General features: G+C 46.7%; 30 protein-coding genes. 6 read left to right on the top strand and 24 right to left on the bottom strand.

Features of this window, described 5'->3' with window-relative positions:
* Nucleotides 1-11 precede the first annotated feature (11 nt).
* Nucleotides 12-3,149, bottom strand: coding sequence for a S8 family peptidase (locus NSQ39_RS12735; protein WP_175075628.1), 3,138 nt, complete (start codon nt 3,147-3,149; stop codon nt 12-14).
* Between the two features lie 171 nt (nt 3,150-3,320).
* On the bottom strand, nt 3,321-3,923 hold the full coding sequence (locus NSQ39_RS12740; protein WP_046131499.1) for a class I SAM-dependent methyltransferase: 603 nt from the start codon (nt 3,921-3,923) through the stop codon (nt 3,321-3,323).
* A gap of 325 nt (nt 3,924-4,248) precedes the next feature.
* Between NSQ39_RS12740 and NSQ39_RS12745 the strand changes: the two genes are divergently transcribed.
* Nucleotides 4,249-4,431, top strand: a complete 183-nt coding sequence (locus NSQ39_RS12745) for a YjcZ family sporulation protein (RefSeq protein WP_175075740.1) — start codon at nt 4,249-4,251, stop codon at nt 4,429-4,431.
* Between the two features lie 91 nt (nt 4,432-4,522).
* On the opposite strand, the gene NSQ39_RS12750 is transcribed toward NSQ39_RS12745, so the two are convergent.
* From NSQ39_RS12750 to NSQ39_RS12780, 7 genes are all read right to left on the bottom strand, one after another.
* Nucleotides 4,523-4,675 (bottom strand): hypothetical protein, encoded by a 153-nt coding sequence (locus NSQ39_RS12750; RefSeq protein ID WP_164918165.1) that lies wholly within the window; start codon nt 4,673-4,675, stop codon nt 4,523-4,525.
* Nucleotides 4,676-4,839: 164 nt separating this feature from the next.
* Complete coding sequence (locus NSQ39_RS12755; protein ID WP_065894598.1) at nt 4,840-4,989, bottom strand: YrzI family small protein; 150 nt, start codon at nt 4,987-4,989, stop codon at nt 4,840-4,842.
* 396 nt (nt 4,990-5,385) lie between these two features.
* The gene (locus NSQ39_RS12760) at nt 5,386-5,619 is read right to left on the bottom strand and encodes a YrhC family protein (protein WP_046131498.1); all 234 of its coding nucleotides are present in this window, start codon (nt 5,617-5,619) and stop codon (nt 5,386-5,388) included.
* 88 nt (nt 5,620-5,707) lie between these two features.
* On the bottom strand, nt 5,708-6,850 hold the full coding sequence (locus NSQ39_RS12765) for a bifunctional cystathionine gamma-lyase/homocysteine desulfhydrase (RefSeq protein ID WP_175075629.1): 1,143 nt from the start codon (nt 6,848-6,850) through the stop codon (nt 5,708-5,710).
* A 1-nt stretch (nt 6,851) separates the two neighbouring features.
* Nucleotides 6,852-7,775, bottom strand: coding sequence for a PLP-dependent cysteine synthase family protein (locus NSQ39_RS12770; RefSeq protein WP_175075630.1), 924 nt, complete (start codon nt 7,773-7,775; stop codon nt 6,852-6,854).
* A gap of 51 nt (nt 7,776-7,826) precedes the next feature.
* Nucleotides 7,827-8,522: a 5'-methylthioadenosine/S-adenosylhomocysteine nucleosidase gene (gene mtnN, locus NSQ39_RS12775; RefSeq protein WP_175075631.1), complete on the bottom strand. Its 696-nt coding sequence runs from the start codon at nt 8,520-8,522 to the stop codon at nt 7,827-7,829.
* A gap of 20 nt (nt 8,523-8,542) precedes the next feature.
* Nucleotides 8,543-9,184, bottom strand: a complete 642-nt coding sequence (locus NSQ39_RS12780; RefSeq protein ID WP_046131494.1) for a class I SAM-dependent methyltransferase — start codon at nt 9,182-9,184, stop codon at nt 8,543-8,545.
* Between the two features lie 188 nt (nt 9,185-9,372).
* On the opposite strand from NSQ39_RS12780, the gene NSQ39_RS12785 reads away from it, so the two are divergent.
* Nucleotides 9,373-9,573, top strand: coding sequence for a YrzA family protein (locus tag NSQ39_RS12785; RefSeq protein ID WP_046131493.1), 201 nt, complete (start codon nt 9,373-9,375; stop codon nt 9,571-9,573).
* Between the two features lie 41 nt (nt 9,574-9,614).
* Here NSQ39_RS12785 and NSQ39_RS12790 read toward each other — a convergent pair whose 3' ends face one another.
* The 13 genes from NSQ39_RS12790 to NSQ39_RS12850 form a co-directional block, all read right to left on the bottom strand.
* Nucleotides 9,615-10,292 carry a DUF1510 family protein gene (locus tag NSQ39_RS12790; RefSeq protein WP_046131492.1) on the bottom strand — a complete coding sequence of 226 codons (678 nt, stop codon included), beginning with the start codon at nt 10,290-10,292 and terminating at the stop codon, nt 9,615-9,617.
* 58 nt (nt 10,293-10,350) lie between these two features.
* Nucleotides 10,351-12,105 carry a peptidoglycan D,D-transpeptidase FtsI family protein gene (locus NSQ39_RS12795; RefSeq protein ID WP_046131491.1) on the bottom strand — a complete coding sequence of 585 codons (1,755 nt, stop codon included), beginning with the start codon at nt 12,103-12,105 and terminating at the stop codon, nt 10,351-10,353.
* Between the two features lie 54 nt (nt 12,106-12,159).
* On the bottom strand, nt 12,160-12,636 hold the full coding sequence (greA, locus tag NSQ39_RS12800; protein ID WP_046131490.1) for a transcription elongation factor GreA: 477 nt from the start codon (nt 12,634-12,636) through the stop codon (nt 12,160-12,162).
* Nucleotides 12,637-12,880: 244 nt separating this feature from the next.
* A complete protein-coding gene (gene udk / locus NSQ39_RS12805) occupies nt 12,881-13,516 on the bottom strand; it encodes a uridine kinase (protein ID WP_046131489.1) in 636 nt (211 codons plus the stop codon).
* Nucleotides 13,517-13,521: 5 nt separating this feature from the next.
* Nucleotides 13,522-14,790, bottom strand: coding sequence for a peptidase U32 family protein (locus NSQ39_RS12810; RefSeq protein WP_046131488.1), 1,269 nt, complete (start codon nt 14,788-14,790; stop codon nt 13,522-13,524).
* Between the two features lie 11 nt (nt 14,791-14,801).
* Complete coding sequence (locus tag NSQ39_RS12815) at nt 14,802-15,731, bottom strand: peptidase U32 family protein (protein ID WP_046131487.1); 930 nt, start codon at nt 15,729-15,731, stop codon at nt 14,802-14,804.
* A complete protein-coding gene (locus NSQ39_RS12820) occupies nt 15,728-16,390 on the bottom strand; it encodes an O-methyltransferase (protein ID WP_046131486.1) in 663 nt (220 codons plus the stop codon). Before NSQ39_RS12820 ends, NSQ39_RS12815 begins: the two co-directional genes overlap by 4 nt.
* A gap of 160 nt (nt 16,391-16,550) precedes the next feature.
* A complete protein-coding gene (mltG, locus tag NSQ39_RS12825) occupies nt 16,551-17,648 on the bottom strand; it encodes an endolytic transglycosylase MltG (protein WP_046131485.1) in 1,098 nt (365 codons plus the stop codon).
* Nucleotides 17,649-17,755: 107 nt separating this feature from the next.
* Nucleotides 17,756-18,040 (bottom strand): DUF1292 domain-containing protein, encoded by a 285-nt coding sequence (locus tag NSQ39_RS12830; protein WP_175075633.1) that lies wholly within the window; start codon nt 18,038-18,040, stop codon nt 17,756-17,758.
* A 9-nt stretch (nt 18,041-18,049) separates the two neighbouring features.
* A complete protein-coding gene (ruvX, locus tag NSQ39_RS12835; protein ID WP_065894601.1) occupies nt 18,050-18,469 on the bottom strand; it encodes a Holliday junction resolvase RuvX in 420 nt (139 codons plus the stop codon).
* A 6-nt stretch (nt 18,470-18,475) separates the two neighbouring features.
* Complete coding sequence (locus NSQ39_RS12840; protein ID WP_046132126.1) at nt 18,476-18,742, bottom strand: IreB family regulatory phosphoprotein; 267 nt, start codon at nt 18,740-18,742, stop codon at nt 18,476-18,478.
* Nucleotides 18,743-18,827: 85 nt separating this feature from the next.
* The gene (alaS, locus tag NSQ39_RS12845; protein ID WP_046132125.1) at nt 18,828-21,464 is read right to left on the bottom strand and encodes an alanine--tRNA ligase; all 2,637 of its coding nucleotides are present in this window, start codon (nt 21,462-21,464) and stop codon (nt 18,828-18,830) included.
* Nucleotides 21,465-21,805: 341 nt separating this feature from the next.
* Nucleotides 21,806-22,864: an AI-2E family transporter gene (locus NSQ39_RS12850; RefSeq protein WP_046132124.1), complete on the bottom strand. Its 1,059-nt coding sequence runs from the start codon at nt 22,862-22,864 to the stop codon at nt 21,806-21,808.
* 237 nt (nt 22,865-23,101) lie between these two features.
* On the opposite strand from NSQ39_RS12850, the gene NSQ39_RS12855 reads away from it, so the two are divergent.
* Genes NSQ39_RS12855 through NSQ39_RS12870 form a run of 4 tightly spaced genes read left to right on the top strand, consistent with a single transcriptional unit; the run spans nt 23,102 to nt 26,028 of the window.
* The gene (locus NSQ39_RS12855) at nt 23,102-23,830 is read left to right on the top strand and encodes an amino acid ABC transporter ATP-binding protein (protein WP_175075634.1); all 729 of its coding nucleotides are present in this window, start codon (nt 23,102-23,104) and stop codon (nt 23,828-23,830) included.
* A 29-nt stretch (nt 23,831-23,859) separates the two neighbouring features.
* Entirely contained in the window at nt 23,860-24,666 is an 807-nt protein-coding gene (locus NSQ39_RS12860; RefSeq protein WP_099047115.1) for a transporter substrate-binding domain-containing protein, read from the top strand.
* A gap of 39 nt (nt 24,667-24,705) precedes the next feature.
* On the top strand, nt 24,706-25,356 hold the full coding sequence (locus NSQ39_RS12865) for an amino acid ABC transporter permease (RefSeq protein ID WP_046132121.1): 651 nt from the start codon (nt 24,706-24,708) through the stop codon (nt 25,354-25,356).
* A 21-nt stretch (nt 25,357-25,377) separates the two neighbouring features.
* Nucleotides 25,378-26,028 carry an amino acid ABC transporter permease gene (locus NSQ39_RS12870; protein ID WP_175075635.1) on the top strand — a complete coding sequence of 217 codons (651 nt, stop codon included), beginning with the start codon at nt 25,378-25,380 and terminating at the stop codon, nt 26,026-26,028.
* A gap of 33 nt (nt 26,029-26,061) precedes the next feature.
* Here NSQ39_RS12870 and NSQ39_RS12875 read toward each other — a convergent pair whose 3' ends face one another.
* The gene (locus NSQ39_RS12875) at nt 26,062-26,193 is read right to left on the bottom strand and encodes a YrzQ family protein (RefSeq protein ID WP_065894754.1); all 132 of its coding nucleotides are present in this window, start codon (nt 26,191-26,193) and stop codon (nt 26,062-26,064) included.
* Nucleotides 26,194-26,208: 15 nt separating this feature from the next.
* Nucleotides 26,209-26,400, bottom strand: coding sequence for a hypothetical protein (locus tag NSQ39_RS12880; protein ID WP_046132119.1), 192 nt, complete (start codon nt 26,398-26,400; stop codon nt 26,209-26,211).
* Between the last annotated feature and the right edge of the window lie 16 nt (nt 26,401-26,416).

Raw genomic sequence — 26,416 nt, forward strand, 5'->3', positions numbered from 1 at the left:
GGTGTACAATACTATTTTGCTTTTTTCACGGTTGTTTTTCCCGCTTTGCTCGTATTTCCCGCTTTGTCTTTCGCTGTAACCGATATTACGGTATTCGCTTTTTGTTTTTTTATTTTAATGGAGAACTCGCCCTTTTTATTTGCTTTGCCGGTACCGATCGTTTTTTTGCCGGCTTTGACGGTGATTTCGGCATTTGCTTCGGTTTTCCCTTTTACGGCCGTGCTGTTATTCGTCACCGCATATACTCTCGGTGCTGATGGCGGTGTCTTGTCTTGAACGGTCGTTTTCGACGCTTTGCTGATGTTGCCGGCTTTGTCTTTCGCCGTTACGATGATCGTCGTTCCAGCTTTTTGTTTGTTGATTTTCAAGCGGTATTCGCCTTGGCTGTTCGCTTTGCCGGTACCGATCGTTTTTCCTTTTACCTTTGCTGCTACTTGAGCGCCCGCTTCGGTTTTGCCTTTTATTTCTGTACTTTTATCAGAGACCGGGTTGATTTTTGGCGGATTCGGCGGAATTACGTCAGCTACCGTCACTTTGACTTCGGCGCTTTCCCTGTATGCATCCTTCGATGCTGAAACGTATAAAACGGAATATTCTTTTTGTTTGCCGATCTTGGCTTTGAATGTTCCGGAAGCATCTGCCTTCACTGATCCGATGATCTTCTTGGACGCATTTTTAATGTTGACTGTATAGCCCGACGGCGCTTTCCCGGCCACATATGCGTCATTGTTGGTGACGCGCTTGACAGACGGTTTTTTCGGCGCTTTTTCTACGACGGTCCTTAAGCTTGCCTCAGCCAGGTAGCCGGATGCTACGACCCGGAGAACTTGATCGGCAGCCTGAGCCGGAATTTTCACCGTAAAGGTTCCTGATTTGCCTGCCGTTCCCGTTCCGAGCACTTTGCTGCCGCTCATCACCTTGACCGCTGATCCGCTTTTCGCCGTACCGGTTACGGTTTTGTAATGGTCTAATACCGGATTCACCTTCATGTTCAGTTCCAAAACGCTGACGGCATGGTAGGCATTCAGCCTTCCCCATCCAGAAACAAAGTCATATCCCGGAGCCGGAAGTTCAGGTTCCTCAAAGCCATCATCAAAATCCGAACCCGGATTGTCCTGTTCGGCAAATGCAACATCAGCCGCTGTTTCCGTCAGAAGTTTTTCGACTTGCTTCGGTTGCAAAGACGGGTTCTCTGACAAAAGGAGTCCGGCAACAGCTGCAACATGCGGCGAAGCCATCGATGTTCCGCTCATATACGTTACATTACCGTCGGGAACGAGGCTCGGGATGTCGGTTCCCGGAGCTACCATATCCAGCCCTTTTCCATAATTGGAATAGTCGGAGACAAGATCGAGATGATTGGTCGCGCCGACGGATATCGCGTATCTCGAAGACGCCGGATACGAAATATCTGAAGAGCCGTCATTGCCGCTTGCCGCCACCACCGTCACATTTTTTTCAGCCGCATATTGCAGGGCGTATTCCAGAACGCGGCTGTACGGTCCGCCAAGGCTCAGATTGATCACTTTTGCCCCGCGGTCAACGGCGTATATGATCCCGTATGCGATCTGCTCCGTGTCTCCGCTTCCTGATGAATCCAAGACCTTTACAGGGAGTATTTTTGCGTGCGCGTTGATCCCTGCCATTGAGTAGTGATTATCAGCCGCTGCTGCGATAATGCCTGAAACGTGTGTGCCATGTCCGTTATCATCCATCGCATTCGTATTGCGGCCGATGTAGTTGTACCCTTCGTCTTTTTTGACAGCGCCGCTTAAGTCTGCAAGCGTATGATCAACACCCGTATCGACGACGGCAATGACCGTTTCGTTTAATGCTTTTCCATTCAGCAGTTTTTGAAGCTTTTCGAATTGAATGTCAGCGTTTGCAGAGCGGTCTTTGCCGTTATTTTTGAGCGACCATTGGTAGGAGTACTGGGTGTCAGCCGATAAAGCGTGATACTCGTGAACCTGCTCGACGAATTCCACTTCAGGCAGTTTGGACAGCTTGGCCGCTGCTGTCTGATATTTCTTCGCTGCTGCTTTGTATCCGTCTGAATCGTTTTGCTCCAGTTCGACGACGTACATGTTTTTAAACGTTTTGCTTTTTTTGAAGGAATCAACGGACTCTGCTCCGTATGCTTTCGCTTTGGATGAAAAGGATCTCAAATTTTTGCCGTCTTTTAATTTCACGATGTAGCGGCTTTCAGGTGTACTCGATGCAGCTGAATCCGCAAGCCCCGCTTTTGCCAAAATCGTTGATACTTTGCTGCCTGTCAGATTTGCGATGTCTATATCTTCAGCTATTTGATCGAGCTGCTTTTTTAAAGACTCTGGCACCGAATCGCGCGCCGCCGAATAAAGGCTGAGGATTGCCTTTTGATCTTCCTTTGTGACCGTGTATGTGCTTGACGCTCCGTTTTCGGCGACATCGCCGAACAGTTTTTTCAATTGGACAAGATCGCGGTAAACACCGTCCCGCAGCGATTTGTCAAACATCATTTTTGCGCTTATGAAAGGAGCGGTTTTATAGTATAAAGATGACAGGTCTTTCCCTTTTTCCGTTTTTTGCAGCACGCCATCTCTGATCGTTCTTAAATCTTGCAGAATGCTTTTGCCGTTTTCCCTTTCTGATGTGCTTAATTCTGCCGGGCACTCTTCTTCGGCAACCTGATCTGACGGAGGAAGGGTGACGCCCTCATAGCTGATGGTGTAAGAAATGCCTGTATTTGAATCAGTTTCGGTTTCTTCTTCATTATGGTTTTCGACTTTTACGTAGTACGGGCCTTTCCAGGCGATCGGAAAGTCGATCGCGGCCGGGTTTTTTGCATATGAAAAGCCGTTGTATCGATCAAAAGTCTGACCATCCGTTGCATGTTCCAGGCTGGAATAAACGGAGATATTCAGTTCCTGATCGGATTGAAGCTTGATTCGAAAATGCGTAAAATCCGCGAGATCCTTTTCAGAAGGGTCGATTTTATACCAGTGTGCTTGATCGCTTTCTTTAAACTCCGCTTTTACGGGGTCTGCGATCGCAAGCACCGTCTCATCAACAGGGCCATCGGCCGCCGCCTTTCCAATCGGAAGCTGGCCAAAAATCAGGGCAAACATTAGAATGAAAACAATCGAACCGCTAATTTTCCTTTTTTCCATAAGTACCTCCGCAAAATATAGTAAAGTCGTTCACCCCGCTATTAAACCATGTTTAACAGTTTATTGGAATACATTTCTTTTAAAAACAAAAATATGATATTATGGAACTAAATTCATGGCATATAAAAAGCCCTCTCGGTGGTAAGAGGGCCGGCTTTTAGGGGATGATCGTCATTTTACCGCCGTCACGCAGCAATAATTTTTGTACATATGTACGCTGATTTCCCTAAAATGATGTATTTCAAGCAGATGCCTGATCTGCTCTTCCGAATATAACGTCAAATCTTTCGTTTTCTTTGACTTTTTCATTTGTTCTTTGAGATGGACGGCGAGAAGCAGCGTCCCGTCGATTTGCAGCACGCGGTAAATTTCTTTTAGCGCCTGATCGGCATCCGTCCAATCATACAGCGAATGCACTGAAAATACTTTATGAAAGACGCGGTCTGCAAACGGAATGTTTTCGGCATATCCGTGCTTGATCTCCGCTTTCCCCTCTTCTTTTAAATACCTGGTCCGGCGCAGACTTCGCTTTACCATGCTTTTGGATGAATCGATTCCGCAAGCCTTTCCGGTTTCAAGCTTTTCCGCGATCCGGCTGAGAGCAGCTCCGCCTCCCGTTCCGATTTCAAGGATTCGGTCATAGGGCTGGACATCCAATAACTGAATCGACCATTCGTTTATATCATGATTTCCGGTTTCCATATAAGAAGCAATCCATTTTGATAAAATGCCTCTCGGACTCCGCAATTGTTTTCCAAGCCATTGTTCAAACACGTCAAAACACCTGCTTTAATTCTTATTTGGCCATTTTTTATTCCTGCATCAAAGGACAAAGCCGGAGACAAAACGGGCTCTTTCCCCAATCATATCGGCCGCCCAGAAATGAAAAGAAAACCCGCGAAAATGCTGAATCTTTTCCTTCATTCCATAACTAGACGGATTCATCTTTGAAAATGTTTCTCCTAAAACGCAGGAACAAATCGAATCAAAGAGGCATAATGTTTAAAAAGCTCTTGATGAAATGATCTATCCGCCCTTTCAATTTCTCATATAAATGCATAGGATGTATGGAACTTTCACTAAAAGGTGGTGCTAAATGATGGGCTTTGGATACGGTTTTGGCGGTTTCGGCCGTTGTTGCGGGTCTTGCGGGTCTTGCGGGTCTTGCGGCTCTTGCTACGGCGGTTACGGATACGGCGGTTACGGATACGGTGCCGGCTTTGCGCTTATTGTCGTGCTTTTCATTCTCTTGATTATCGTAGGCACTAGCTTCATTTACTAGAACAGCTGGAGGGAGGGCATTTTAAGCCCTCCTTTCCTATTTTGGGTATCCATCTATTTAAAAAAAGCAGAAAACGAGCCGTTTTCTGCTTCTAATAATACCAGTAAGGCGGCCAATAGCCGAACCGGCGCGCTCTTTCTTCCATTCTTCGGCGCCGGTACGGATTGCCGTAGCCATGCTTAAAAGAATGAGGCATTGATGTATAGCCATGACCGATAAAAGGCATTCTTCCATCTTTGTGCATATTCATCACCTGCAATTACATTTGCTTTATTCTATGCAGGCAATCTGCGATGCGGACCCAAAAAAGTCCGGCTAAACCTGGTCCTTCTCCATTGTATAATGTGCCAACAATTCCCTTCTGTACATCATTATCATCTCCTCCTTTTATTTGATTGTCCGCTTTGATTAGCGCTGGCTGTTCGTATAGAGATACTTTAGCTGGCGGTCTCTCATTTCGTTGTACAGCTGTTCGATCTCGTATTCTCGTTCGTATTCTTCAGGCGTCTTAAATCGTTTTTGAATGGTCAATGTTAAGAAGAATAAATTAATCGTCATGTCGCTCACCTCCTTTCAAGTTCGCTTTTTTCAAAAATAAGCCCGCAGATCATTTGACAAACCTGCGGGCGCAAACAAAAACCGCCAGATAAAAACGAACGCGTCTTTATCTTGCGGGAGGAGCAGCGTATTGTTTTTCCTTCCTAACGTCAGTGTGCCGAAAAAGCATCGGTTAAGGAAGAGCACAATTTCTCCCACAGGTTGAATGAATCATGGTATTCACAGAGTCTAGTGTATGTAGTCATCGCGTTTTTCATGTTCATCAACCTCCTTTGCTTTTTGTTTACTTTGTAAGTATATCCATCAAATTCCTGTTTGTAAACTGTTTTTCGAAAAAATGGATGCCTTTTTTCGCTCCATGAAAAAAACAGAGAACCGTGCGTCCCGGTTCTCTGTTTACGATTCTTCCATTTCATCCAGTTGTTTTTTATATTTGAGCGAGCGCTTCACACAAAAGAAGGCTCCTGCTAAAAATGCGCCTGTCGCGAGCATCATCACCGTTTTTTGGCCCGTTCCGAGACCCGGATTCGGGATGACGGAGCCGATATATAAAAATGTGCTGACACTGAGCAGTGTAAAAGCAAATTGTTTATAGTCAACCATTAAAGATTTGACTTTTTTCTTATGCATGTTTTTTGGTCACCTGCCTAGATTCATAAACAATATGAATTAGAGTAACATAGATTGACAGTTGACCAGACATGTAAATTCAGCCAATTTAAGCGAGCGGTTCAAGCGCTTGTTTCAAATCATCCAATAGATCGTCAATATCCTCGATTCCGACGGAAATCCGGATCAATCCATCTGTAATGCCCAGCTCGAGTCTGCGGTCGCGCGGAATCGATGCGTGGGTCATCCGGGCAGGCACTGAAATGAGGCTTTCGACAGCCCCCAGGCTTTCAGCGATGGTAAACAGCTTCAGCCTTCCCAACACAAGGTCGACATTTTCCTCGTCTCCGATATCAAAGGAGATCATCCCGCCGAATCCCGTGCTTTGCCGCTTGGCAAGCTCATGGCCGGGGTGGGATGCAGAGCCCGGATAATACACTTTTTTAACGGCATGATGGTTTTCCAAAAACTGAGCGATTCTTCTGGCGTTTTGCTCATGGGCTTCCATTCTCAAGCCGAGCGTTTTCATGCCTCTCATCAATAGCCAGGAGTCCTGCGGACCGAGGATACCTCCTGTGGAATTTTGAATGAAGTGAAGCTCCTCACCGAGTTCTTTCGTCGCAGTCACGACAAGGCCGCCGACGACATCGCTGTGTCCTCCCAAATACTTTGTCGCGCTGTGGAGCACAATATCCGCTCCGAATGAAAGCGGATTTTGTAAATACGGCGTATAAAATGTGTTATCCACGATCAGTAACAGGCCGTGCTTTTTCGCAGTCTCAGCGACCTTTTTCAAATCGGTGATTTTTAAAAGCGGATTTGTCGGGGTTTCGACGTAAATCGCTTTCGTATTCGGCTTGATGGCTTTTTCAATGTTGTCCGTGCTGCTCGTATCGACGAAAGCGGCATCAATGCCGATGCGGTTCAGCACCTTTGTCATCACACGGTACGTGCCGCCGTACACATCATCCGTCAAAATGATATGGTCGCCGCTTTTAAACAGCATCATAACCGCGGTGATGGCCGCCATCCCTGAACCGAAGGCATAGCCTGCCGCTCCTCCTTCAAGATCGGCGATCAAGGCTTCAAGAGCCGTTCTCGTCGGGTTGGCCGTTCGTGAATATTCGTATCCCGTATGCTGTCCCGCCCGCGGCTGCTTGTACGTGCTCACCTGGTAAATCGGAACTGAGACTGCGCCTGTTTTTTCGTCACGTGTAATACCGCCGTGGATCATTTTCGTTTTTTGCTTCATATTATATTCCTCCTTCGTATATGTTTTTGCTGACGTAGCGGTCGCTCCCGTCAGGAAAAACGGTCACAATGTTTGCGCCTTCTCCGGCTTTCTCAGCTTCTTTCAAAGCGGCAAACAAAGCGGCCCCTGATGAGCTTCCGATCAAAAGGCCTTCCTTTTCCGCGGCTTCTTTTACGAGCCGGAATGCATCATCGTCCAGCACGGTGTAGACCTCATCAAAATGGCTTTTGTCCATGTATCCGGGGATGAATTCCATTCCGATTCCCTCGGTTTTATGGGCGTGCGCTTTTCCCCCGTTTAAAATGGAGCCTTCCGGTTCGACAATGACCGTTTTGATAGACGGATTTTTTTCCTTCAAAAACCGGGCAGTTCCTGCAAAGGTGCCTCCTGACCCGGCCCCGGCGACAAACACGTCAACCTGTCCGTCAAGGTCGCTCCAAATTTCCGGACCGAGCGTTTTGTAGTAAACCAATGGATTTACTCGGTTTTCAAACTGCAAAACGCAATAAGATCCGTCGATCTCCTTCTCCAGTTCACGCGCTTTTTGGATCGCCCCTTTCATTCCCTTACTTCTCGGCGTGTGGACAATTTTTGCGCCAAGCGCCTTCATAATCGCCTGTTTTTCCATGCTGAAGTGCTCCGGCACGCAAAAAACAGCGGTGATGCCGTGTTTTCTCGCACTAAGCGCGAGGCCGATTCCCGTATTGCCTGCCGTCGCTTCGATCACCGTACCTCCGGGTTTCAGCTTTCCGGAGCTGAGCGCTTCGTCAATCAGCATTTCTCCAAGCCGGTCTTTAATGCTCCCGCCCGGATTCATCATTTCAAGCTTCGCGTATATGTTAACCCCTTTAGGCGTTTGAAACTTCTGCAGCTTCAAAAGAGGCGTTTTTCCGATTAACTGTGTGATATCCGTAATCACATTCACGTTTTCCTTCCTCCTTTAAGAGGTATAAAACAGAGGGGGCACCCCCCTGTTTTATTTGATTTGTTTGATCATGCGGAGGACAAGCTCTGTCGAATGTTTCGCAGCCTGCTCCAAAAACTTGTCAAAAGATACTTCAGATTCTTTTCCCGCGATATCCGAAAGCGCTCTGATGACAACGAAAGGAACATCAAACTGATAGCAAACCTGGGCGACGGCTGCCGCTTCCATTTCAACCGCATAAAGATCTTTAAATTTGTCGCGGATGAATGCCACCCGTTCAGGGTCGCTCATAAAGGAATCTCCGGTCGCTATCGTTCCTTTGACTACCTGAAAAGACCCGAGTTCAGACGCTTCATCTTCCGCCGTCTTCACCAATGCGCTGTCGGCAGGATAAGCGGCAGGAAGGTTTGGAACCTGTCCATACTCATAATCGAAAGCCGTGACATCGACATCATGGTGGCGGACTTCGGTGGAAATGACGATGTCGCCGACATTGAGGGAATGATGGAAGCCCCCGGCTGAACCGGTGTTGATCACCACATCAGGCTTAAAGCGGTCAAGCAGGATCGTCGTGCTCATGGCCGCATTCACTTTACCGATGCCGGATTTTAAAAGCACAACCTCTTTCCCTTCGTAGATTCCGCTTGTAAATTCACAGTTTGCGATGATTTCCTGTTTCGTCTGTTCCAATTTGCTGCGCAGGATTGTGACTTCTTCTTCCATTGCTCCGATAATTGCTATCTTCATATCATAACTTCCCTTCACATTTACAATTTTGCCGCTTCCATTACCCAGACAAAATCATTATGCTTTTGAAAGGCGATACTGAAATGTTCTGAGGTAAAGATCGTTTCCATCTCGGAAATCGTCGGATAATGTTCCGTTTCAAGATCTTCCGCCAACTGGTAAAATCCTCTGTTTTTTGCGTCTTGAATGGCGGAAATGTACGAATCGCGGTCCTTGAATACGGTGTCAGCAAACACTATTTTACCATGCTTCGCAAGCATTTTTCCATATCGCCTTACCGCCTCGCGTTTTTCATCGTTCGTCAAATGGTGAAAGGCATATGAGCTGACGATTGTATCTGGCGAAAACGGCGGAGCCGGAAAATCGAGAAAATCCCCGTCAGAGACCAAAGCCCCTTTAGGCAGCTTGCTTACGGCGATGTCTCTCATCGATTTTGAAGGCTCAATGCCGTACACGTTTTTTCCGGCGGCGATCAGTTTTGCGGTCAGATTGCCCGTGCCGACGCCAAACTCGATCACCTTGCTGCCTGAACGCTTCACAACATCCTCCAAAATGCCGTCATAGTTTCGGAATACTTCTTTATATTGAAGGTCATGCCCGACTACTGTATCATCATAAGAATTCGCCCAATTCTCAAATATCGAAATGAACTCTCTCCCCATTTATTGTCACACTCCATTTATTTTTACAATTCCTATCAGTATAGTATGATTTCAATACCTGATTAGTTCTTATCCTAACATAATTTCGCAGGTTTGGGTACAAAAACAGCTTGGTGATATTTCCCTTGTCATGATGCGGCTTCTCTGCTTTAATAATGATTGACTCTGAACGAATGGAGGATTTGTCTATGAAATTCGAGCTTGATCTTATCAAGGATAAAATCGAGTTTTTTGAAGCCCTGACCTTGGAGGAGCTTGAAAAGAAAATCAATCAGCAGATCGAAAACAATCAGGCTCTTATGCTCAGGGTCGGATCGGTGTCCCATCAGACTGCGGTTATCGACGGGCGGATCATGTACAGCGCCGTCGTTCATTTTAAAGCCGAATGATAAAAAAAGCGGCCGGTTTCATTCACCGCCGCTTTTTCTTTTTATTTTAGCTTTTCAACTTTTGTCGGTTTCCAGCCTTTTCCGTCCACCCATGTAATGGCGACCGAATATTTATCTCCGCTGTCCTTTGCCCGAATCGTTCCTTTTGCATCTTGAGGGCTGCCGTTGTTTCCGAGCCAGACGACCGTCATGTTGTCTTCGGAAACGCCTGTTGCGTAAGAGATGGCTTCAAGCATTTCCGCCCAGTCTTGGGATGAAGAGTCGTACGTTGCTGTATGCTCTCCGCTTTGCTTTGTGCCGACAGGCTTCCAATTCGGATTGACGATCGTTTTTTCGACGTTTGCGCTGGAGCCTCCTTCCGTTACTTTCGCTCCTTTAAACGGATCGTCTGTCGATTTCTCCTCGTCAGAAGCTGTATCTTTGTCTTTCTCCGAATCTGAATCGCTCGTATCTTTTTTGTCTGAATCGGCTTTTTCTTTGTCCTTTACATCCTCGTCAGACGTCTGCTTTTTATTATCGGAAGCAGGAGCTTCTGTCGTTTTATCGTTTTTGGAGACGTCCTGCTGTGTTTGCTCCTTCGGGCTGTTCATCATCAGACTGCTGGCAACCACAACGATTAAAACCAATACAATCCCTATTAAAATGTTAAGCACAAGATTCGCTTTCCTGCGCTTATCACGGTTTTCAAATCGAGATTCCCTTGTTTTGCTCAAATTCATTGCACTCCTTTTTCCCTCTTGCCTCGCATCCTATTTTATCATCACGTAAGGCATTCTTCTATGTCTGGTTCTTTTCAATTTCATATACTTTTTTAACAATATCATAAAATGCGGCATTTGTCGCAGCCTGATCTTCCGGTGTGTCCATATGAACGACGGCGAGCGCGTATTTTGGCTTGTCTGCCGGAAAATAGCCGGCAAACCATTTATGATAGAGGGTTTTTTTGTCTTTTGTCAGCCGGCCCGTCTGCGCCGTTCCCGATTTCCCCGATACGTCGTACGGAAGGTCGCGGAAGCGCCTGCCTGTCCCTTTTTCAGATGTGACGACGTTTCTGAGCAGTTTTTGCAGCTTTTGCGCGGTATAATGATCGATCGTATCCCCCGACAGCTCATGGTCTTTAAACGAAGCCATCAATGTGCCGTTTTTGTATTCGATCCCGCTTGCGATTTTGACTTGCTTTTTCTCGCCGCCTCTCGCTATGGTCGCCATCATATTGGCGATTTCAAGCGGAGTCAGCTTGACGTTTTTTTGGCCGATCGCGGTTTGTGCAACCGCTTTTTTCACTTTTTTATCCCGCTCGTCCCCCCAGACCGAACCCGAACCCTCATGGTAAAACTGCCTGAAATCCCGCTCGCGGTATAGGCGGCCTTCCCAGCCGACCCGTCCGGTAAGCCCGAGCTTTTTCGCAGTATCTTCGATGACCGAGCCGTTTTTTTTGATCAGCTCATCCGCGAGGCTCGTAAATGTATAATTGCAGCTTTGGGCAAAGCCTTCTTCCATGTTCAGCCTCCCCTTGTCATCGCCCGGTTTTCCGTAAAGATTCAAGTTGCAGTTGAACGTTTTCGTCGGATGATCCAAGCCGTTTTCTATCGCCGCCGCCGCGATCACCGTTTTAAAAACAGAGCCCGGATACATGGGGGTGAGCATATAGTTTTGCCTCGTTTTTTGGGAAGCCGTGTTTACGTCAGGCTTGCTGGCAATCGCAAGCACACTGCTGTTTTCGATGTCGAGGAGAACCGCCCCGCCTTTTTTCACATGATGGTCATCCAAAATGTCTTCAAGCTTCTGCTGCATCGTCTTATCGATCGTTGTTTTGACCTGCAGCGGATAGAACGGGTTCGCATCTGCCGTATACTTGACGTCAATGCCGAACAAAGGGTTTCCCAGTCCGTCCACATGGTATAACAATTTTGTATCTTGTTCGGGAAGCAGGAATTCGTCAAATGTCCGCTCCAGGCCGAAGGTGCCGATTTTCATGCTGATCGACAGGCCGTCTTTGTGCGGGTATTTTTTGCGAAGCAGCTCCGGGTCCTGATTTGTCATGCCGATGGTGTGTGAGGCCAGCCTGTTTTTTTCTGTTTCTTCTATGTATACGCCGTATATTCCCGGATATTTCAGTTTGTTGATTTTTTCGAGTGCCGTTTTCGAAATTGAGCCCTCTTCATTTTTGGTGAGAATGACGGGTTTTTTCGCTTTATCAAGCTTCCCGTCCAGCTCTTCTTCCGATATGTTTAAAATAGCGGCCGCTTCGCCAATCGGCCATGATTGTGACTTCAAAAACGGAAACAGCACAATTGCCGGCTTTCTGCTGACGGTGAGCGGCTTACCGCTGCGATCTAAAAAAGATCCTCTTCCATCTGAAATCTGAACCTCTTCCGTGCGCTGTTTCACGCTTTCCTGGATTAAGTTCACATTCCATTTGGAAAAGGATTCGGTGAAAAACAGTTGGATTTCCGCCAGTCTCACCAGCAAAAACAAAAGCGCCGCCGACATCAACATCGCAATCCATTTCATGCGCTTGCGTAATTTCATAATAAAAACACCTCATCCACATTGTGGACGAGGCGTTCGTCTGCTAAACAAACTTTATGAAATTTTCACAATTTTTACAAGCATTTCTCCACCCGGCGTCTGCACGGTCACTTCATCTCCGACCTGCTTGCCGAGAAGGCTTTTGGCGATTGGCGAATCGTTGGAGATTTTTCCTTCAAACGGATCAGCTTCAGCGCTTCCCACGATCGTATAAGATTCTTCTTCTCCGTCCGGAAGCTCTGTAAATGTGACCGTTTTTCCCAGACTGACGATGTTTGAATTTTCACCATCATCCTCGATGATTTTCGCATTTCGAATCATATTGTCAAGCGTTGTGATGCGCCCCTCTACAAAGGCCTGCTCTTCTTTGGCTGAATCATACTCAGAGTTTTCCGAGAGATCGCCGAAGCTTCTGGCGACTTTGATGCGCTCAACAACCTCTTTGCGTTTAACCGTTTTCAAATACTCAAGTTCTTCTTCTAATTTTTTCTTTCCTGTTTCTGTCATAGGAAAAACTTTCTCTTGTGCCATTGTTCCTTCACTCCTTCTAGTTGGTCCCTCATCACTTGTATGTGAGAGTATAGACTTGAATATACAAGAATGAGGACAATCCTTGTCCCCTTCTTCTCTCCCATATTTGTAAAGTATGATGTCAACCGGATGGAAGGCTCCGGTAAATCGTGCTTATACAGTTAAAGAAGGGCTCATATCTAAAGAGGTCCCTTCAATTTCTATACATAATATGGTCAGAGTAGTCTTTGTCTATGCTATGTTATTATAAAATCGCGTTTTGTTCAAGAATAGTTTGTATTTTGGTAACCATCAAATCAATTGCAACGCGATTTTGGCCGCCTTCCGGAATAATGATGTCAGCATAGCGTTTTGTCGGTTCGACAAATTGATTGTGCATCGGTCTGACGACGGAAATGTACTGCTCGATAACGGAATCGATCGAGCGGCCTCTTTCCTTAATGTCACGGAGCATTCTTCTGATGATGCGAAGATCTGCATCCGTATCGACGTACAGTTTGATGTCCATCAAATCGCGGAGCCTTTCATCCTCGAGAACAAGGATTCCTTCCAAAATAATAACATCTTTCGGCTCGACATGCACGACTTCTTCCGAACGTGTATGCATCTTGTAATCGTAAATCGGTTTTTTAATCGGACGGTATTTCAGCAATTCTTGTAGATGCTCAATCAAATAGTCATTGTCAAATGCAAGCGGATGGTCGTAGTTCGTGTTCAGCCTTTCTTCAAAGGGCAGATGGCTTTGATCTTTGTAATACAAATCCTGTTCAAGCATTAAAATAGAGTGGCCCTTGAACTGTTCATAAATCGACCTGGTCACGCTTGTCTTGCCTGACCCGGAGCCCCCCGCTATTCCAATGACTACCGGTTTCTTTCCCATGCCTTTTACTGCCCCTTTCTCATCATGTTGCTAGGATAAATCTTCTTGTCCACTTTAAATTTGACGATTTGCAGGGGATGGCGGGCTGCATCAAGCACATTGCCTTTTTCGTCCCAAATCGTATCAATCTTGTATGTGAAATTATCAATTTCCGGGCCGAAAAATTCGACTTCGTCTCCTGTTTTGAAAAAGTTGCGCTGCTGGAGCGTAACGATTTGCGTCTCTTCATCATAATCGAGCACAAGCCCGACAAAATCGTATGTCGTCTTTTTCCCGTGCTCGCCGAACATTTGCTCTTCGTATCCCGGCGTTCCTTCAAAGAATGCAGGAGCCGTATCCCTGTTTGCACATTTGTCAAGCTCCTTCAGCCATTCTTCTTTAATGGTAAATCCGTCGGGATCTGCACAATAGGCGTCAATCACTTTTCGGTAAACGCTGACGACCGTTGCGATATAGTGGATCGATTTCATCCGTCCTTCGATTTTCAAGCTGTCGATTCCCATTTCAATCATTTGCGGAATCGATTCGATCAGCTTCAGGTCTTTCGGGCTCATTGCAAACGGAGCGTCGCTTTCTTCATAAAGCGGCAGCGCGTTCGCACCGTCTGTCTGATACAAGTCATAATCCCAGCGGCATGACTGGCAGCAGCCGCCGCGGTTTGAATCCCTTGCCGTCATGTGATTGCTCAGCACGCAGCGTCCGGAGTATGCGATGCACATTGCACCGTGGATAAAGGTTTCGATTTCGATATCTACTTTTTCTTTCATTTCCCTGATTTCAAGGGCGCTCGTTTCGCGCGCGAGCACGACCCGTTCCAAACCTTCTTCCTTCCAGAATTGAACGGCTTTCCAGTTTGACAATGATTGCTGTGTGCTCAAGTGCACTTCCAGCTTTGGAGCGACCCTCCGGCACGTTTCGATGATCAGCGGGTCGGCGACGATGATTCCGGATACGCCCGCATCCTGCAGATCCCTTAAGTATTCATCAAGGCCGTCGATATTTTCTTCGTGTGCGAAAATATTGGTTGTGACGTAGATTTTCGCTCCGTATCGTTTGGCAAATTCAACGCCTTCGGCCATTTCTTCGATTGAAAAATTATCCGCATTGGAGCGGAGTCCATATTCGCGCCCGCCGATAAATACAGCGTCTGCCCCGTAGTGGACGGCGATTTTCAGTTTTTCCAAATTTCCCGCCGGGGCGAGAAGTTCCGGTTTTTTCGTAATGACGCGTTTTCCATTGACGATTGTGGAAATTTTATCTTGAACTGCAGACATGGTTTCCCTCCTTAATATACTGTCTCTTTGAAGAAGAATCCGGTATCGATGCTGCGGTTTACAGGCTGCAGGTCTTCGATCCGCTCAATCCATTGTTCTTTTTTATTTTCGTATGCTTCTCTGTCCGTCATGCAAAGATCGATGGCCTCGCGGTACATCGCCGTCACCTGCGCAAGATAGTCCGCCGATTTTAAGATCCCGTCGATTTTGAATGAATCGATTCCGGCGTCTATTAAATCCTCGAGCTCGTCAATGATGCATACATCGTTCGGGCTCATAATGTGCGTGCCGTTTTCGTCTTCGAAAATCGGATATTTGTTGCCGCGCTCTTTGTCATGAAGATACATGCCTTTTTCTTTTTTCTTGCCCTCGATATCCATGACTTTGCCCTGGTATTCAAAATAGTTGCCGATCAATGATCGCTTGGACTGGAACATGCATGTCATCCCGTGAACCTGAATTTCGATCTCGACTTCGGCTTTTTCTTTAATCTCGATAATGCTGTCCATGTTCAGCTCTCTCGCCAATACCGCGCGCTTCGCTCCCTTGCGTCCCCAGTAATTGCACGAATGGTGATTGGTTGCGGTTGTTTCCGTACTCCAGTGGAGCGGCATGTTCGGCGCGGATTCTCTCGCAGCCATCAACACCGCCGGGTCGCCGAATACGACGGCATCAGCCCCGGCCTCTTCCAAAAAGGAAAGATAATCGTTCAATTCTGGCACTTTATCGTTATGAAAAATCGCATTCATCGCGACATACACTTTTGCGCCGGCTTCATGAGCCTGAAGAATCGCCTCTTGAATATCAGATCTTGAAAATTCCCCGGCCAGGCGCAGTCCGTATCTTTGTTCACCGATGATAAACGCGTCAGCCCCGGCACTGGCCAAAGGCTTAATATCGCCAACCGATGTCGGTGTCACTAGCAGTTCAGGTTTTTTCATATGCGTTTCACCTCTTTTTGGCTAACGGCCAAGCCGTCTCCGACCGGCAAAATCGTTGTACGATAATCCGGGTGCTCCATTAGCCAATGATTAAAATGATCTATTTTTGATACAAGCTTTTTGATCCGTTTGTTTTCGATTTGATCGTAATCTCCGGCGACAAGCCCTTTGAACAGGACGTTGTCCGTAAAAATGATGCCGTCGTCTGCCAGCATCTGTTCGTACAAGCTGAAAAATTTTTGATATTGTCCTTTTGCGGCATCGATAAACAGCGCGTCATAAGGCGCCATCGACTGAACGGCGGCCGACTCGCTGAGCGCATCGCCGAAGAACACGTGAATTCTGTTTTCCAGCTGGAAGGATTGAATGTTTTGAATGGCTTCGTGATACCTTTGTTCGTCGCGCTCGATTGTAAATATTTCGGCTTCAGGAAGTTCAAGCGCCATCCGAATCGCCGAGTATCCGATGGCAGTGCCGATTTCAAGTATTTTTTTCGGATTTTTGAGCGACAGAAGCCGAAGCAGCGCGTCGATTCCGGTCGGTTCCATAATGGGTACGCCGTGCTCCTCGGCATAAGCCTCAAGCTTCATAATGTCTGCCGGCCGAGGCTTTTGCAGCCTTTCCAGATAGCCGGTCAGTTCCTGGTGTCCGATCTTCACGGGAAGAGCCTCCCTTTCATAAAAAGAGCTTTAGGTCAGATGTAAGAACTCTCCTAAAGCAGTGAATGTCTTTTCTCTAATAAACAACCCGATATATTTTACCATAAAACATTTTCTTTTGCGAATAAAAGGAGAGTCATTTTTTACTCTCCTTTAAGGTTTACTCGCTTTGATTTGTGATATATTTCGATTTTGCTTTATTATGCTCTTTTAGCGTTTTTGTAAAAACGACTTCTCCGTTTTTCTTGGCAAGGAAATAGACATAATCCGTTTTATCCGGGTTTAATGCCGCTTCCCAAGACGATTCCCCTGCATTTGCAATCGGCCCCGGCGGAAGTCCGGTATGCTTGTACGTATTGTAAGGGGATTTGACCCCGAGATCCTTGTAAACGACCCGGTTTTTATGCTTTCCGAGTGCATAGAGTACGGTCGGATCCGTCTGCAGCGGCATCTTCTTGTCAAGACGATTATAGAATACGCTCGATATTTTATGTCGGTCTGCTTTTTCAGTCGCTTCTTCTTCTATTAATGATGCCATTGTGAGCGTTTTGTGAACGGACATTTTTTTGTCCTTCATCTGCGTCCGGTATTTTTCGGCCGTTTTATCGGTTTCTTTGATCATCGCTTCGATAATGGCTTCCAGCTTTGTTTCCGGATCGTAAAACGGGTATGTCGCAGGGTAGAGATACCCCTCCAGCGGATGCTTGATGTTTTTGTTCAAGACATCATCTTTGATTACATTCGGATATTTCTTTTTCAATTTGTTAATAAAGTTTTTGTCATCAAGCTTATTCATAATGTCTTTTTCTGAATAATTGGTTTGGCCTGCGATCATGGCGGCGATTTCAGTGAGCTGCCGGCCCTCCGGAACGACGATCTTAAAGGCTGGAACGTGAGATGTGCTTGTCAGCTTATCGATCAATTCAGCGGGGCTCATCGACTGGCTGAGCTGAAAGTTTCCGGCTTGAAATCCTGATGCATGCTTGAATTTGACATAGGCGATAAACACTTTTTCATTTTTAATTAACTCTTGTTTTTTCAGCTTTGCGGCGATCGTTGAAACGGTCGAGCCTTTCGGGATGTATACGTTGACCGCTTTTTCGCTGTTTTTATCGACCGGCTCAAGAGCGGATTTCACGTAGAGCGATGCACCGCCTGCAATGAGAATAATCAGCACTGCCGCCGCGGTCAGCCAAAATTTAATTTTATGATCAAGGAGTTTTTTTATGAACGGTTTCTTAGTCTGGTCTTCAAACATTTATGTCCTCCTCTCCTCCCATGGTATATACTACATGATTCGTTGATATTCGGCAATTTATTACAATACTTTTGTCATAAAAAAAAGCCGCCTTGCGGCAGCTTTTTTTATTCTTCTTCCTCTTCGTCGGCTAAAAACGTGTTCAGCGTCTCTTCGATCATATCCCATTCTTCCTCAGTTTCGATCGGCATCAGCTCGCCGTCTTCGCCGTTTTCGTTCGGAATGAAGCTTGAAGCATGGATTTCGATTTCCTCATCATCCTGCGCTTCAATCGGATAATACAGGACGTACGATTTATCAAATTTATCGCTGTCAAATGTGAATAACACTTCACAAAGCTGTTCATTTCCTTTATCGTCTACGATCGTAATGTTTTTTTCACCGTGTTCCATTTGATCACCTCATGTATTTAGGCTGTCGAGATACCCTTGAAGGATCATCACCGCCGCCATTTTATCGATTACTTTTTTTCGTTTTTGCCTGCTGACATCAGCTGAAATCAGCATCTTTTCAGCCGCCATCGTCGAGAGCCGCTCGTCCCAGAGCACGACGGGGACATGAAACGCGTCTTCTAGGACTTCCGCAAATTTCTGGCTGGCTTCTCCCCTTGGCCCGACGGTACCGTTCATATTTTTGGGAAATCCGAGGACAATTTTGTCTATTGTATAGTCTTTCGTTAACTCAGCCAAGCGGTCAAGTCCAAAATCGCCGCCCGCTTCGTCGATTTTGATCGTTTCTATTCCCTGAGCCGTCCAGCCCATTTCATCGCTCAGCGCGACGCCGAGCGTTTTTGAACCTAAATCAAGACCTAATATTCGCATTCTTTTTTACGCCTCTTTATGCTTTTCTATATACGATTTAACCAATTCCTCGATTATCTCGTCTCTTTCGATTTTCCGAATCAAATTGCGTGCATCGCGATGCCTTGGAATATAAGCGGGATCACCTGATAGCAAATATCCGACAATTTGGTTGATCGGGTTGTAGCCTTTTTCCTGAAGCGCATCATGGACGGTTATCAGCACTTCATTCACATTGGTTTCCATTGAATCGTCGGAAAAGTTAAATTTCATCGTCTTATCAAATGAGCTCACCGTTTTGCACCTCTTTCCCAAATTCGAAAGGCCAAAGTGTTTAGCCTGAATACCTTATATCACCATTCTACACTACATCGGCTTTTTATAAAACGGATTTCACCCATTCTTCTGCAGAAGATAAAGCTTCTTCCAATTTTTCAGGCTGTTTCCCCCCGGCCTGGGCCATGTCTGGACGGCCGCCACCGCCGCCTCCGCACGCTTCAGCGACTTGTTTGACGAGTTTGCCAGCGTGAAAACCACGCTCTATTAAATCTTTTGTAACTCCCGCAGAAATATTCACTTTTTCGTTTTGCACTGCGCCAAGCACGATGACACCTGAGCCTAATTTCGCTTTCAGTTCGTCGACCATCGTCCTGAGGTGATTCATGTCTTTCGCGTTTACTTTTTCGGCGAGCAGTTTGATTCCGCCGATTTCTTTCACTCTTTCCAAAATCTCTCCCGCTTCTTTGTTGCCGAGCTTGGCGAGCAGGGATTCATTTTCCCTCTGAACCGCTTTTAAATCGGCTTGGAGCGATTCGATCCGTTTCGGCACTTCTTTTACGTTTGTTTTTAGCGCATCTGCCGCATGCTCGAGCAATTCAAGCTTAACATTCATTTCCTGGTATGCGCCCTTGCCTGTTACCGCTTCGATCCGGCGCGTTCCGGCGCCGATTCCGGATTCGGAAACGATTTTAAAGAGGCCGATTTCGGCGGTGTTTTTCACGTGGCAGCCTCCGCACAGCTCGATGCTGTAATCGCCGACTTTGACAACGCGGACGATGTCGCCGTATTTTTCTCCAAACAATGCCATAGCGCCCATTGCCTTTGCTTCATCAATCGGTTTCAGATCGATTTCAACAGGAATCGAATCCCAAATTTTCTCGTTCACTTTTGCCTCGATTTGCGCCAGTTCTTCTTTTGTAACCTGTCCGAAATGGGAGAAGTCAAAGCGCAGACGGCTGCCGGTCACAAGCGATCCGGCCTGGTTGACATGCGTTCCGAGCACGTCTTTTAAAGCCTGATGGAGCAGGTGTGTCGCCGTGTGGTTTTTGACGATGTCTTTTCTGAAGCGCTCCGTCACTTCTGCGGAGACGCTCATGCCTTTTTGAACCGTTCCGCTTTCAACGATTCCTTCGTGCAGGTGCTGACCGTTCGGCGCTTTTTTGACATCCGTGATGCGGACTGCCGCTTCTTCGCTTCTCAGCCAGCCTTTGTCGCCGATTTGTCCGCCGCTTTCTGCATAGAACGGCGTCTCTTCCAGCATGATTTGAACTTTGCTTCCTTCATGAACAAGATCGGCAAGCTCGCCTTCCTGAAGAAGTTCTGTGATTTTCGTGTCGTTTTTCAGCACAGAATAGCCGACGAACTTGCTTTCTGTCATGATATCGCGGAGCGCGCCGCCTTGAACCTGCATGCTGCCGACATCCTGCCGGGCCTGGCGCGCGCGTTCGCGCTGCTTGTTCATTTCGCGTTCAAAGCCTTCATGATCGACCTTCATGCCTTCGTCTTCAGCGTACTCTTCAGTCAGTTCGACAGGGAATCCGTACGTATCGTAAAGCTTGAAGACATCTTCGCCTGAAATGACGCCGTTTCCTTTTTTCTTCTCTTTTCCGATGACCTCCGAGAGGATCGCGAGCCCTTCGTTCAGCGTTTCATGGAAGCGTTCTTCCTCCGTTTTGATCACTTTGGCGATAAATTCGGCTTTTTCTTTTACTTCTGAGTAGAAAGCAGCCATGATGTCAGCTACGACAGGCACAAGCTCATACATAAACGGCCGGTTGATATTGATTGCTTTTGCATAGCGCACGGCGCGGCGAAGCAGCCTTCTGATGACATAGCCGCGGCCTTCGTTTGACGGAAGAGCTCCGTCGCCTACCGCAAATGCAACCGTCCGGATATGGTCGGCGATCACCTTAAAGGCGGTATCCTTTTCTTTCGATGTTCCGTATGCTTCGCCTGAAATGGCTTCGGTTGCTTTGATGATCGGCATAAACAGGTCTGTATCATAGTTTGTTTTGGCGTCCTGAATAACGGATACCATCCGCTCAAGCCCCATTCCCGTATCAATGTTTTTCTTCGGAAGCGGCGTGTACGTTCCGTCCGGATTGTGGTTGAATTCGGAAAACACGAGGTTCCAGATTTCAAGATAGCGCTCGTTTTCTCCGCCGGGATACAGTTCCGGATCTTCAGGATCGTTGCCGTATGCTTCGCCGCGGTCGTAGAAAATTTCTGTATTCGGGCCGCTCGGTCCTTCGCCGATGTCCCAGAAGTTCCCTTCCAGTCTGATGATCCGCTCTTCCGGAATGCCGATTTTTTTTGCCCACAATTCGTACGCTTCATCATCTTCCGGGTGAACGGTAACAGACAAGCGTTCAGGGTCAAAGCCGATCCATTTTTTGTCGGTTAAAAATTCCCATGCCCATTCGATCGCTTCTTCTTTAAAGTAATCGCCGATCGAAAAGTTTCCGAGCATTTCAAAGAACGTGTGATGCCGGGCCGTTTTTCCGACGTTTTCAATGTCGTTCGTCCGGATCGATTTTTGGGCGTTGCAAATGCGCGGATTTTCAGGTACCACCCGTCCGTCAAAGTATTTTTTCAGCGTCGCGACTCCGCTGTTGATCCAGAGCAAGGATGGATCCTCGTGCGGAATGAGAGAGGCGCTCGGTTCAACGGTATGGCCTTTTTCTTTAAAAAAATCTAAAAACATTTGACGCACTTCTGCGGATGTTAATGTCTTCACTGTGTTTCCTCCTTTAATTGATGCATGCAATATAAAAAGCCCCCGTCCCATGCAAACCTTGCAGCTGCACAGGGACGAGAGCTCCTCTCGCGGTACCACCCTGATTATGGACAGATTCGTCCATCACCTTGATATCCGTATAACGCCGGATAAAGACGGCAGGTTTTCGCCTGCACTCAGGATTAGCTTCTACTGATCTTCTGCTAAAGCTCTTTCAGCCTAAAGGAGCTTTTCTCTGTAAACAGGGCTTCAGTATACTCGGATCCGTCAGTCGAGATTCGTATGTATGTCTATCTCGAAATTATAGACAACGATGCAGTGAATGTCAATTCTCCCTGCGGTCAGGCTTTCCTCGCCGCCAAAAAATGGGCGAACATGACCTTTAATACGGCCATCACCGGAACCGCGAGAATCATCCCGATGATGCCGGCCAATTCGTCGCCGGCAAGGAGGCCGAGCATGATGACAACGGGGTGCATGTGCAGGCTTTTTCCGACAACGAGCGGTCCGAGAATATTGCTTTCAATAAACTGCAGAGTCAAAATCGTCGCAATCACAACGATGATAAGCTTTGTCGACAAAGCAGCTGCAACCATAAGAGCCGGGACTGCCCCGATGATGGGCCCGAAATAGGGAATGACGTTTGTCGCCCCGATCATGAGGCCGAGTATCAGCGGATACGGCAGGCCGAAAAGCCAAAATGACAGGCCGGCCCCCAGCCCGATGACAAGACATACGAACAATTGCCCCCTGATGTAATCCCCGAGCGAATCGTCGACATCCCGGATGAACGCGCTGCCTCTTTTTCTCCATGAAGCCGGCGTTATGTACCAGACCGCTTTTTTCATCGTGTCGATATCTTTCACCATATAAAACACAAGGAAAGGAATAATCGCTGCAACAAGCATGTAGTCAAAAACAAAACGGATGCTCGTAATCGTCCGTTCCGCCCAGCTTCCTACAAACGCTTCAGCCCGATTGACAAACTTGTCGATTCTGTCATGCATACCGTCTGGCCAGGCGTTTGTATGATCATGCAGCTTATCGAGCATGCTTTCGTATGACGCAGCCAGAACCGGAATGCCCTCAGACAGCTCCGTCAGCTGCTTGATAAAGATCGGAACGCCTTTGTAAAATCCGTAGCCGAGCCCTCCGAAGAAGAGGAGATAAATGATCAGAATGCTCAAGGTTCTCGGTACGCCAGCCTGATGAATCTTTTCAACGATGGGCAGAAGCAGATAAGTGATAAAAACCGCGATCGCCAAAGGGATCAAAATCGACTTCAAGAGGAGAGAAACCGGCTCCCATATCATCCGGAGCTGCAAAAAGATATAAACGGTCAGGAGGAAGAGCATGAAAATCGAGATCCACATTAAAAGCTGCAGCGGTTTTTTCAGCATGTTTTTCACCTCTTTTGTTATCCTTTCGATGATATTGAAAAATTATTCTTTTCTCCGAATTAAAGGATTTTTATAAGAATAAAATGGACTAAACCCGAAAAACCAACCAGCCGGATAGACCGCTTGATTTTTCTGAATTAACAAAACTATTTGACTATTTTAATGGTAAAAATGTATAATATCCCTGCTGATGGAATTACTTGTTATATGATATGACACACATAAAGGGGGAATAAAATGATTGTATTTGACCAGGTAAATAAGCACTATGGAAACTTTCATGTTTTGAAAGACATCAACTTACATATCAAAAAAGGCGAAGTCGTCGTCATCATCGGCCCCTCCGGCTCGGGAAAAAGCACGCTGCTCCGCTGCATCAACCGGCTGGAAACGATTGACCAAGGCACATTAACGGTAAACGGCACGGTGATGAACGATAAAAAAACAGACATCAATAAAATCCGCCAAAATATCGGAATGGTATTCCAGCACTTTCATCTCTACCCGCACAAAACAGTTCTGCAAAACATCATGCTAGCCCCTATAAAAGTATTAAAAAAACCCGTAAAAGAAGCACAGGAAACATCCGAATATTACCTGCAGAAAGTCGGCATTCCCGACAAAGCCGATTCCTACCCGTCCCAGCTTTCCGGCGGCCAGCAGCAAAGGGTCGCAATCGCGAGAGGCCTGGCCATGAAGCCTGACATCATGCTGTTTGACGAACCGACGTCCGCTCTCGATCCCGAAATGATCGGAGAGGTATTGGACGTGATGAAAACCCTTGCCAAAGAAGGCATGACAATGGTCGTCGTAACCCATGAAATGGGGTTTGCCAAAGAGGTAGCCGACCGCATCGTATTTATCGACCAAGGAAAAGTTTTGGAGGAAGCAATACCGGCTGAGTTCTATGCGAATCCCCGCGAAGAAAGGGCGCGTCTGTTCTTAAGCCGTATCTTAAACCATTAAACAGAATTGGAGGAATAGGTATGTCACTTATAAAAAAAATCCCGGCATTCGGATTTACTGCTCTCTTAGCGATCATGCTTCTTGCCGCCTGCGGAGGAAAGGAAACCGGAGGATCTGACAGCGGGAATACGAATACGTTTGAAACGATTAAAAAGCGGGACAAAATCGTATTCGGTGTGAAAAATGACACGCGGCTGTTCGGCTTGAAAGATCCGAAGTCAGGCGAAATCGAAGGCTTTGATATCGATATCGCCAAACAGCTTGCCAAACAAATTCTCGGCGACGAAAACAAAGCCGAGTTTAAAGAAGTCACATCCAAAACAAGGATTCCTATGCTGCAAAATAACGAAATTGACGCCATTATCGCCACCATGACCATTACGGAAGAACGCAAAAAAGAAGTCGATTTCTCAGATGTGTACTTTGAAGCAGGCCAGTCGCTCCTCGTCAAAAAAGACAGCCCGATCAAAAGCACGGCCGACCTTGGCAAAGGAACAAAAGTTTTGGCGGTAAAAGGGTCGACATCGTCACAAAACATCCGCAAAGAAGCTCCTGAAGCCTCCGTTCTTGAATTCGAAAATTACGCAGAAGCCTTTACCGCTTTAAAATCAGGACAGGGCGACGCTTTAACGACAGATAATGCGATCCTGTACGGAATGGCTGATGAGGATTCTTCCTTCCACTTAGTCGGCGGTACGTTTACCGAAGAGCCGTACGGAATTGCCGTGAAAAAAGGACAAAAAGAGCTGGTAAAGGAAATCAACAAAGCGTTAAAAGAGCTGAAATCAAGCGGCGAATACGACAAGGTCTACAAAAAATGGATCAAGGAAGGATGACGACAATAGCCGGCTTTCGTTAAAGGAGTGTGAAGCGTATTGAACTTCTCGATACTCACCGAAAATTGGGAAATGTATTTGGAAGGCTTTAAAACGACCATTTTAGCAAGCGTCATCGGTTTAATCTGCAGCTTTTTGCTGGGGACAATCATTGCCGTCATGAGAATTGCGCCGCTGAAACCTTTACATTGGCTGGGTACCGCCTATGTTGAATTCGTCCGCAATATCCCGCTTTTATTGATTACGTTCGTTTTCTTCTATGGCCTTCCGTCTAGCGGAATGGTCATAGACGGCTTTACCGCCGGAACGATCGCGTTAACGATTTATACGGCGGCATTTATCGCCGAAGCGATACGCGCCGGAATCCAATCGGTGCCAAAAGGACAAATGGAAGCGGCAAGGTCGTCCGGTTTAACCTACAACCAAACGATGAGATACATTATATTGCCGCAGGCGATTAAAATCGTGATTCCTCCGCTGGGAAATCAGTTTATTAATTTAGTCAAAAATTCTTCTATTCTCGGCGTTGTCGCAGGAATGGATTTAATGTATCAAGGGGATCTGATTTCTTCCAGCACCCTGGTCACCTTTGACGTCTATATTTTTGTGGGGCTGTTCTATCTGCTGTTAACGATACCGCTCAGCATTGGAGTCGGACAATTGGAAAAAAAGCTGGCCAAAAGCAATTAACAGGCAGGAGGGTGACATGTTATGGATTTTTCCGGCGCTTATACACCAGACCATCTTTTATTTTTGTTAAACGGTTTTTATGTCACGTTGAAGGTTGCGTTTATTTCCATTATTCTCAGCTTTATCATCGGCGGCGTCATCGGGACGCTGCGTTTTGCAAATATTCCCGTCGTCTCAACCATGCTGGCCGTTGTCGTGGAGACGATTCGAAATCTGCCGCTGTTGTTAATTATCTTCTTTACTTATTTTGCTTTGCCTGAAGTCGGCATCAAACTGGGCATCACAGCTTCAGCGATTGCAGCATTAACCGTGTTTGAGTCGGCGATGCTTTCAGAAATCATCAGAAGCGGATTGCAATCGATCGATAAAGGCCAGATTGAAGCGGCCCGTTCTTCCGGCTTGACGTATATTCAGACATTAATGTCGATCATCATGCCGCAGGCGCTCAGAAGAATGGTCCCGCCGATCGTCAGCCAATTCATCTCGCTTTTGAAGGATACATCGCTGGCCGTGGTGATCGCCCTGCCGGAACTGACCCATAATGCACAGGTGATCAACGGACAAAAAGGCAACTATCTCATCCCTATCTTCCTGTTGGTTGCCCTGATGTATTTTACGGTGAATTACTGTCTTTCGCTTGCAGCGAGACGTTTGGAAGCAAGGGAAACGTAAGAGAGGATACCCGAAGAACGGGTACCCCTCTCTTTAAAACATTCTCATAACGCGCCTTCTAAGCTTTCTCATGTTCCGTTTATTCATCATGTCGCTTTGAGACGCCATGTAATACATCAACGCCCCGGCACCTAACGAAATGAGAGAAGTCATTGTCCGATTCAACATTCTAACCTCCATTCAAAGGTTAATCGTACGTTCGTCATCCGTAAACAGATCGTCAAGACTGCTCAATGTTCCGTCTTCTTCCACCTGATGGGTTGAAATTTTTCCTTTCGAAAGGGTCAGCTCTATGAAGCATCCCCAGCAATAGTATTGATTCACACCGATTTTTCCGATGTCTTTGCCTTTGCAGTTCGGGCAGATCAGCATTCGTATACACACCTCT

Source organism: Bacillus sp. FSL W8-0848 (assembly GCF_038007805.1).
GTDB classification, from domain to species: Bacteria; Bacillota; Bacilli; order Bacillales; family Bacillaceae; genus Bacillus; species Bacillus glycinifermentans.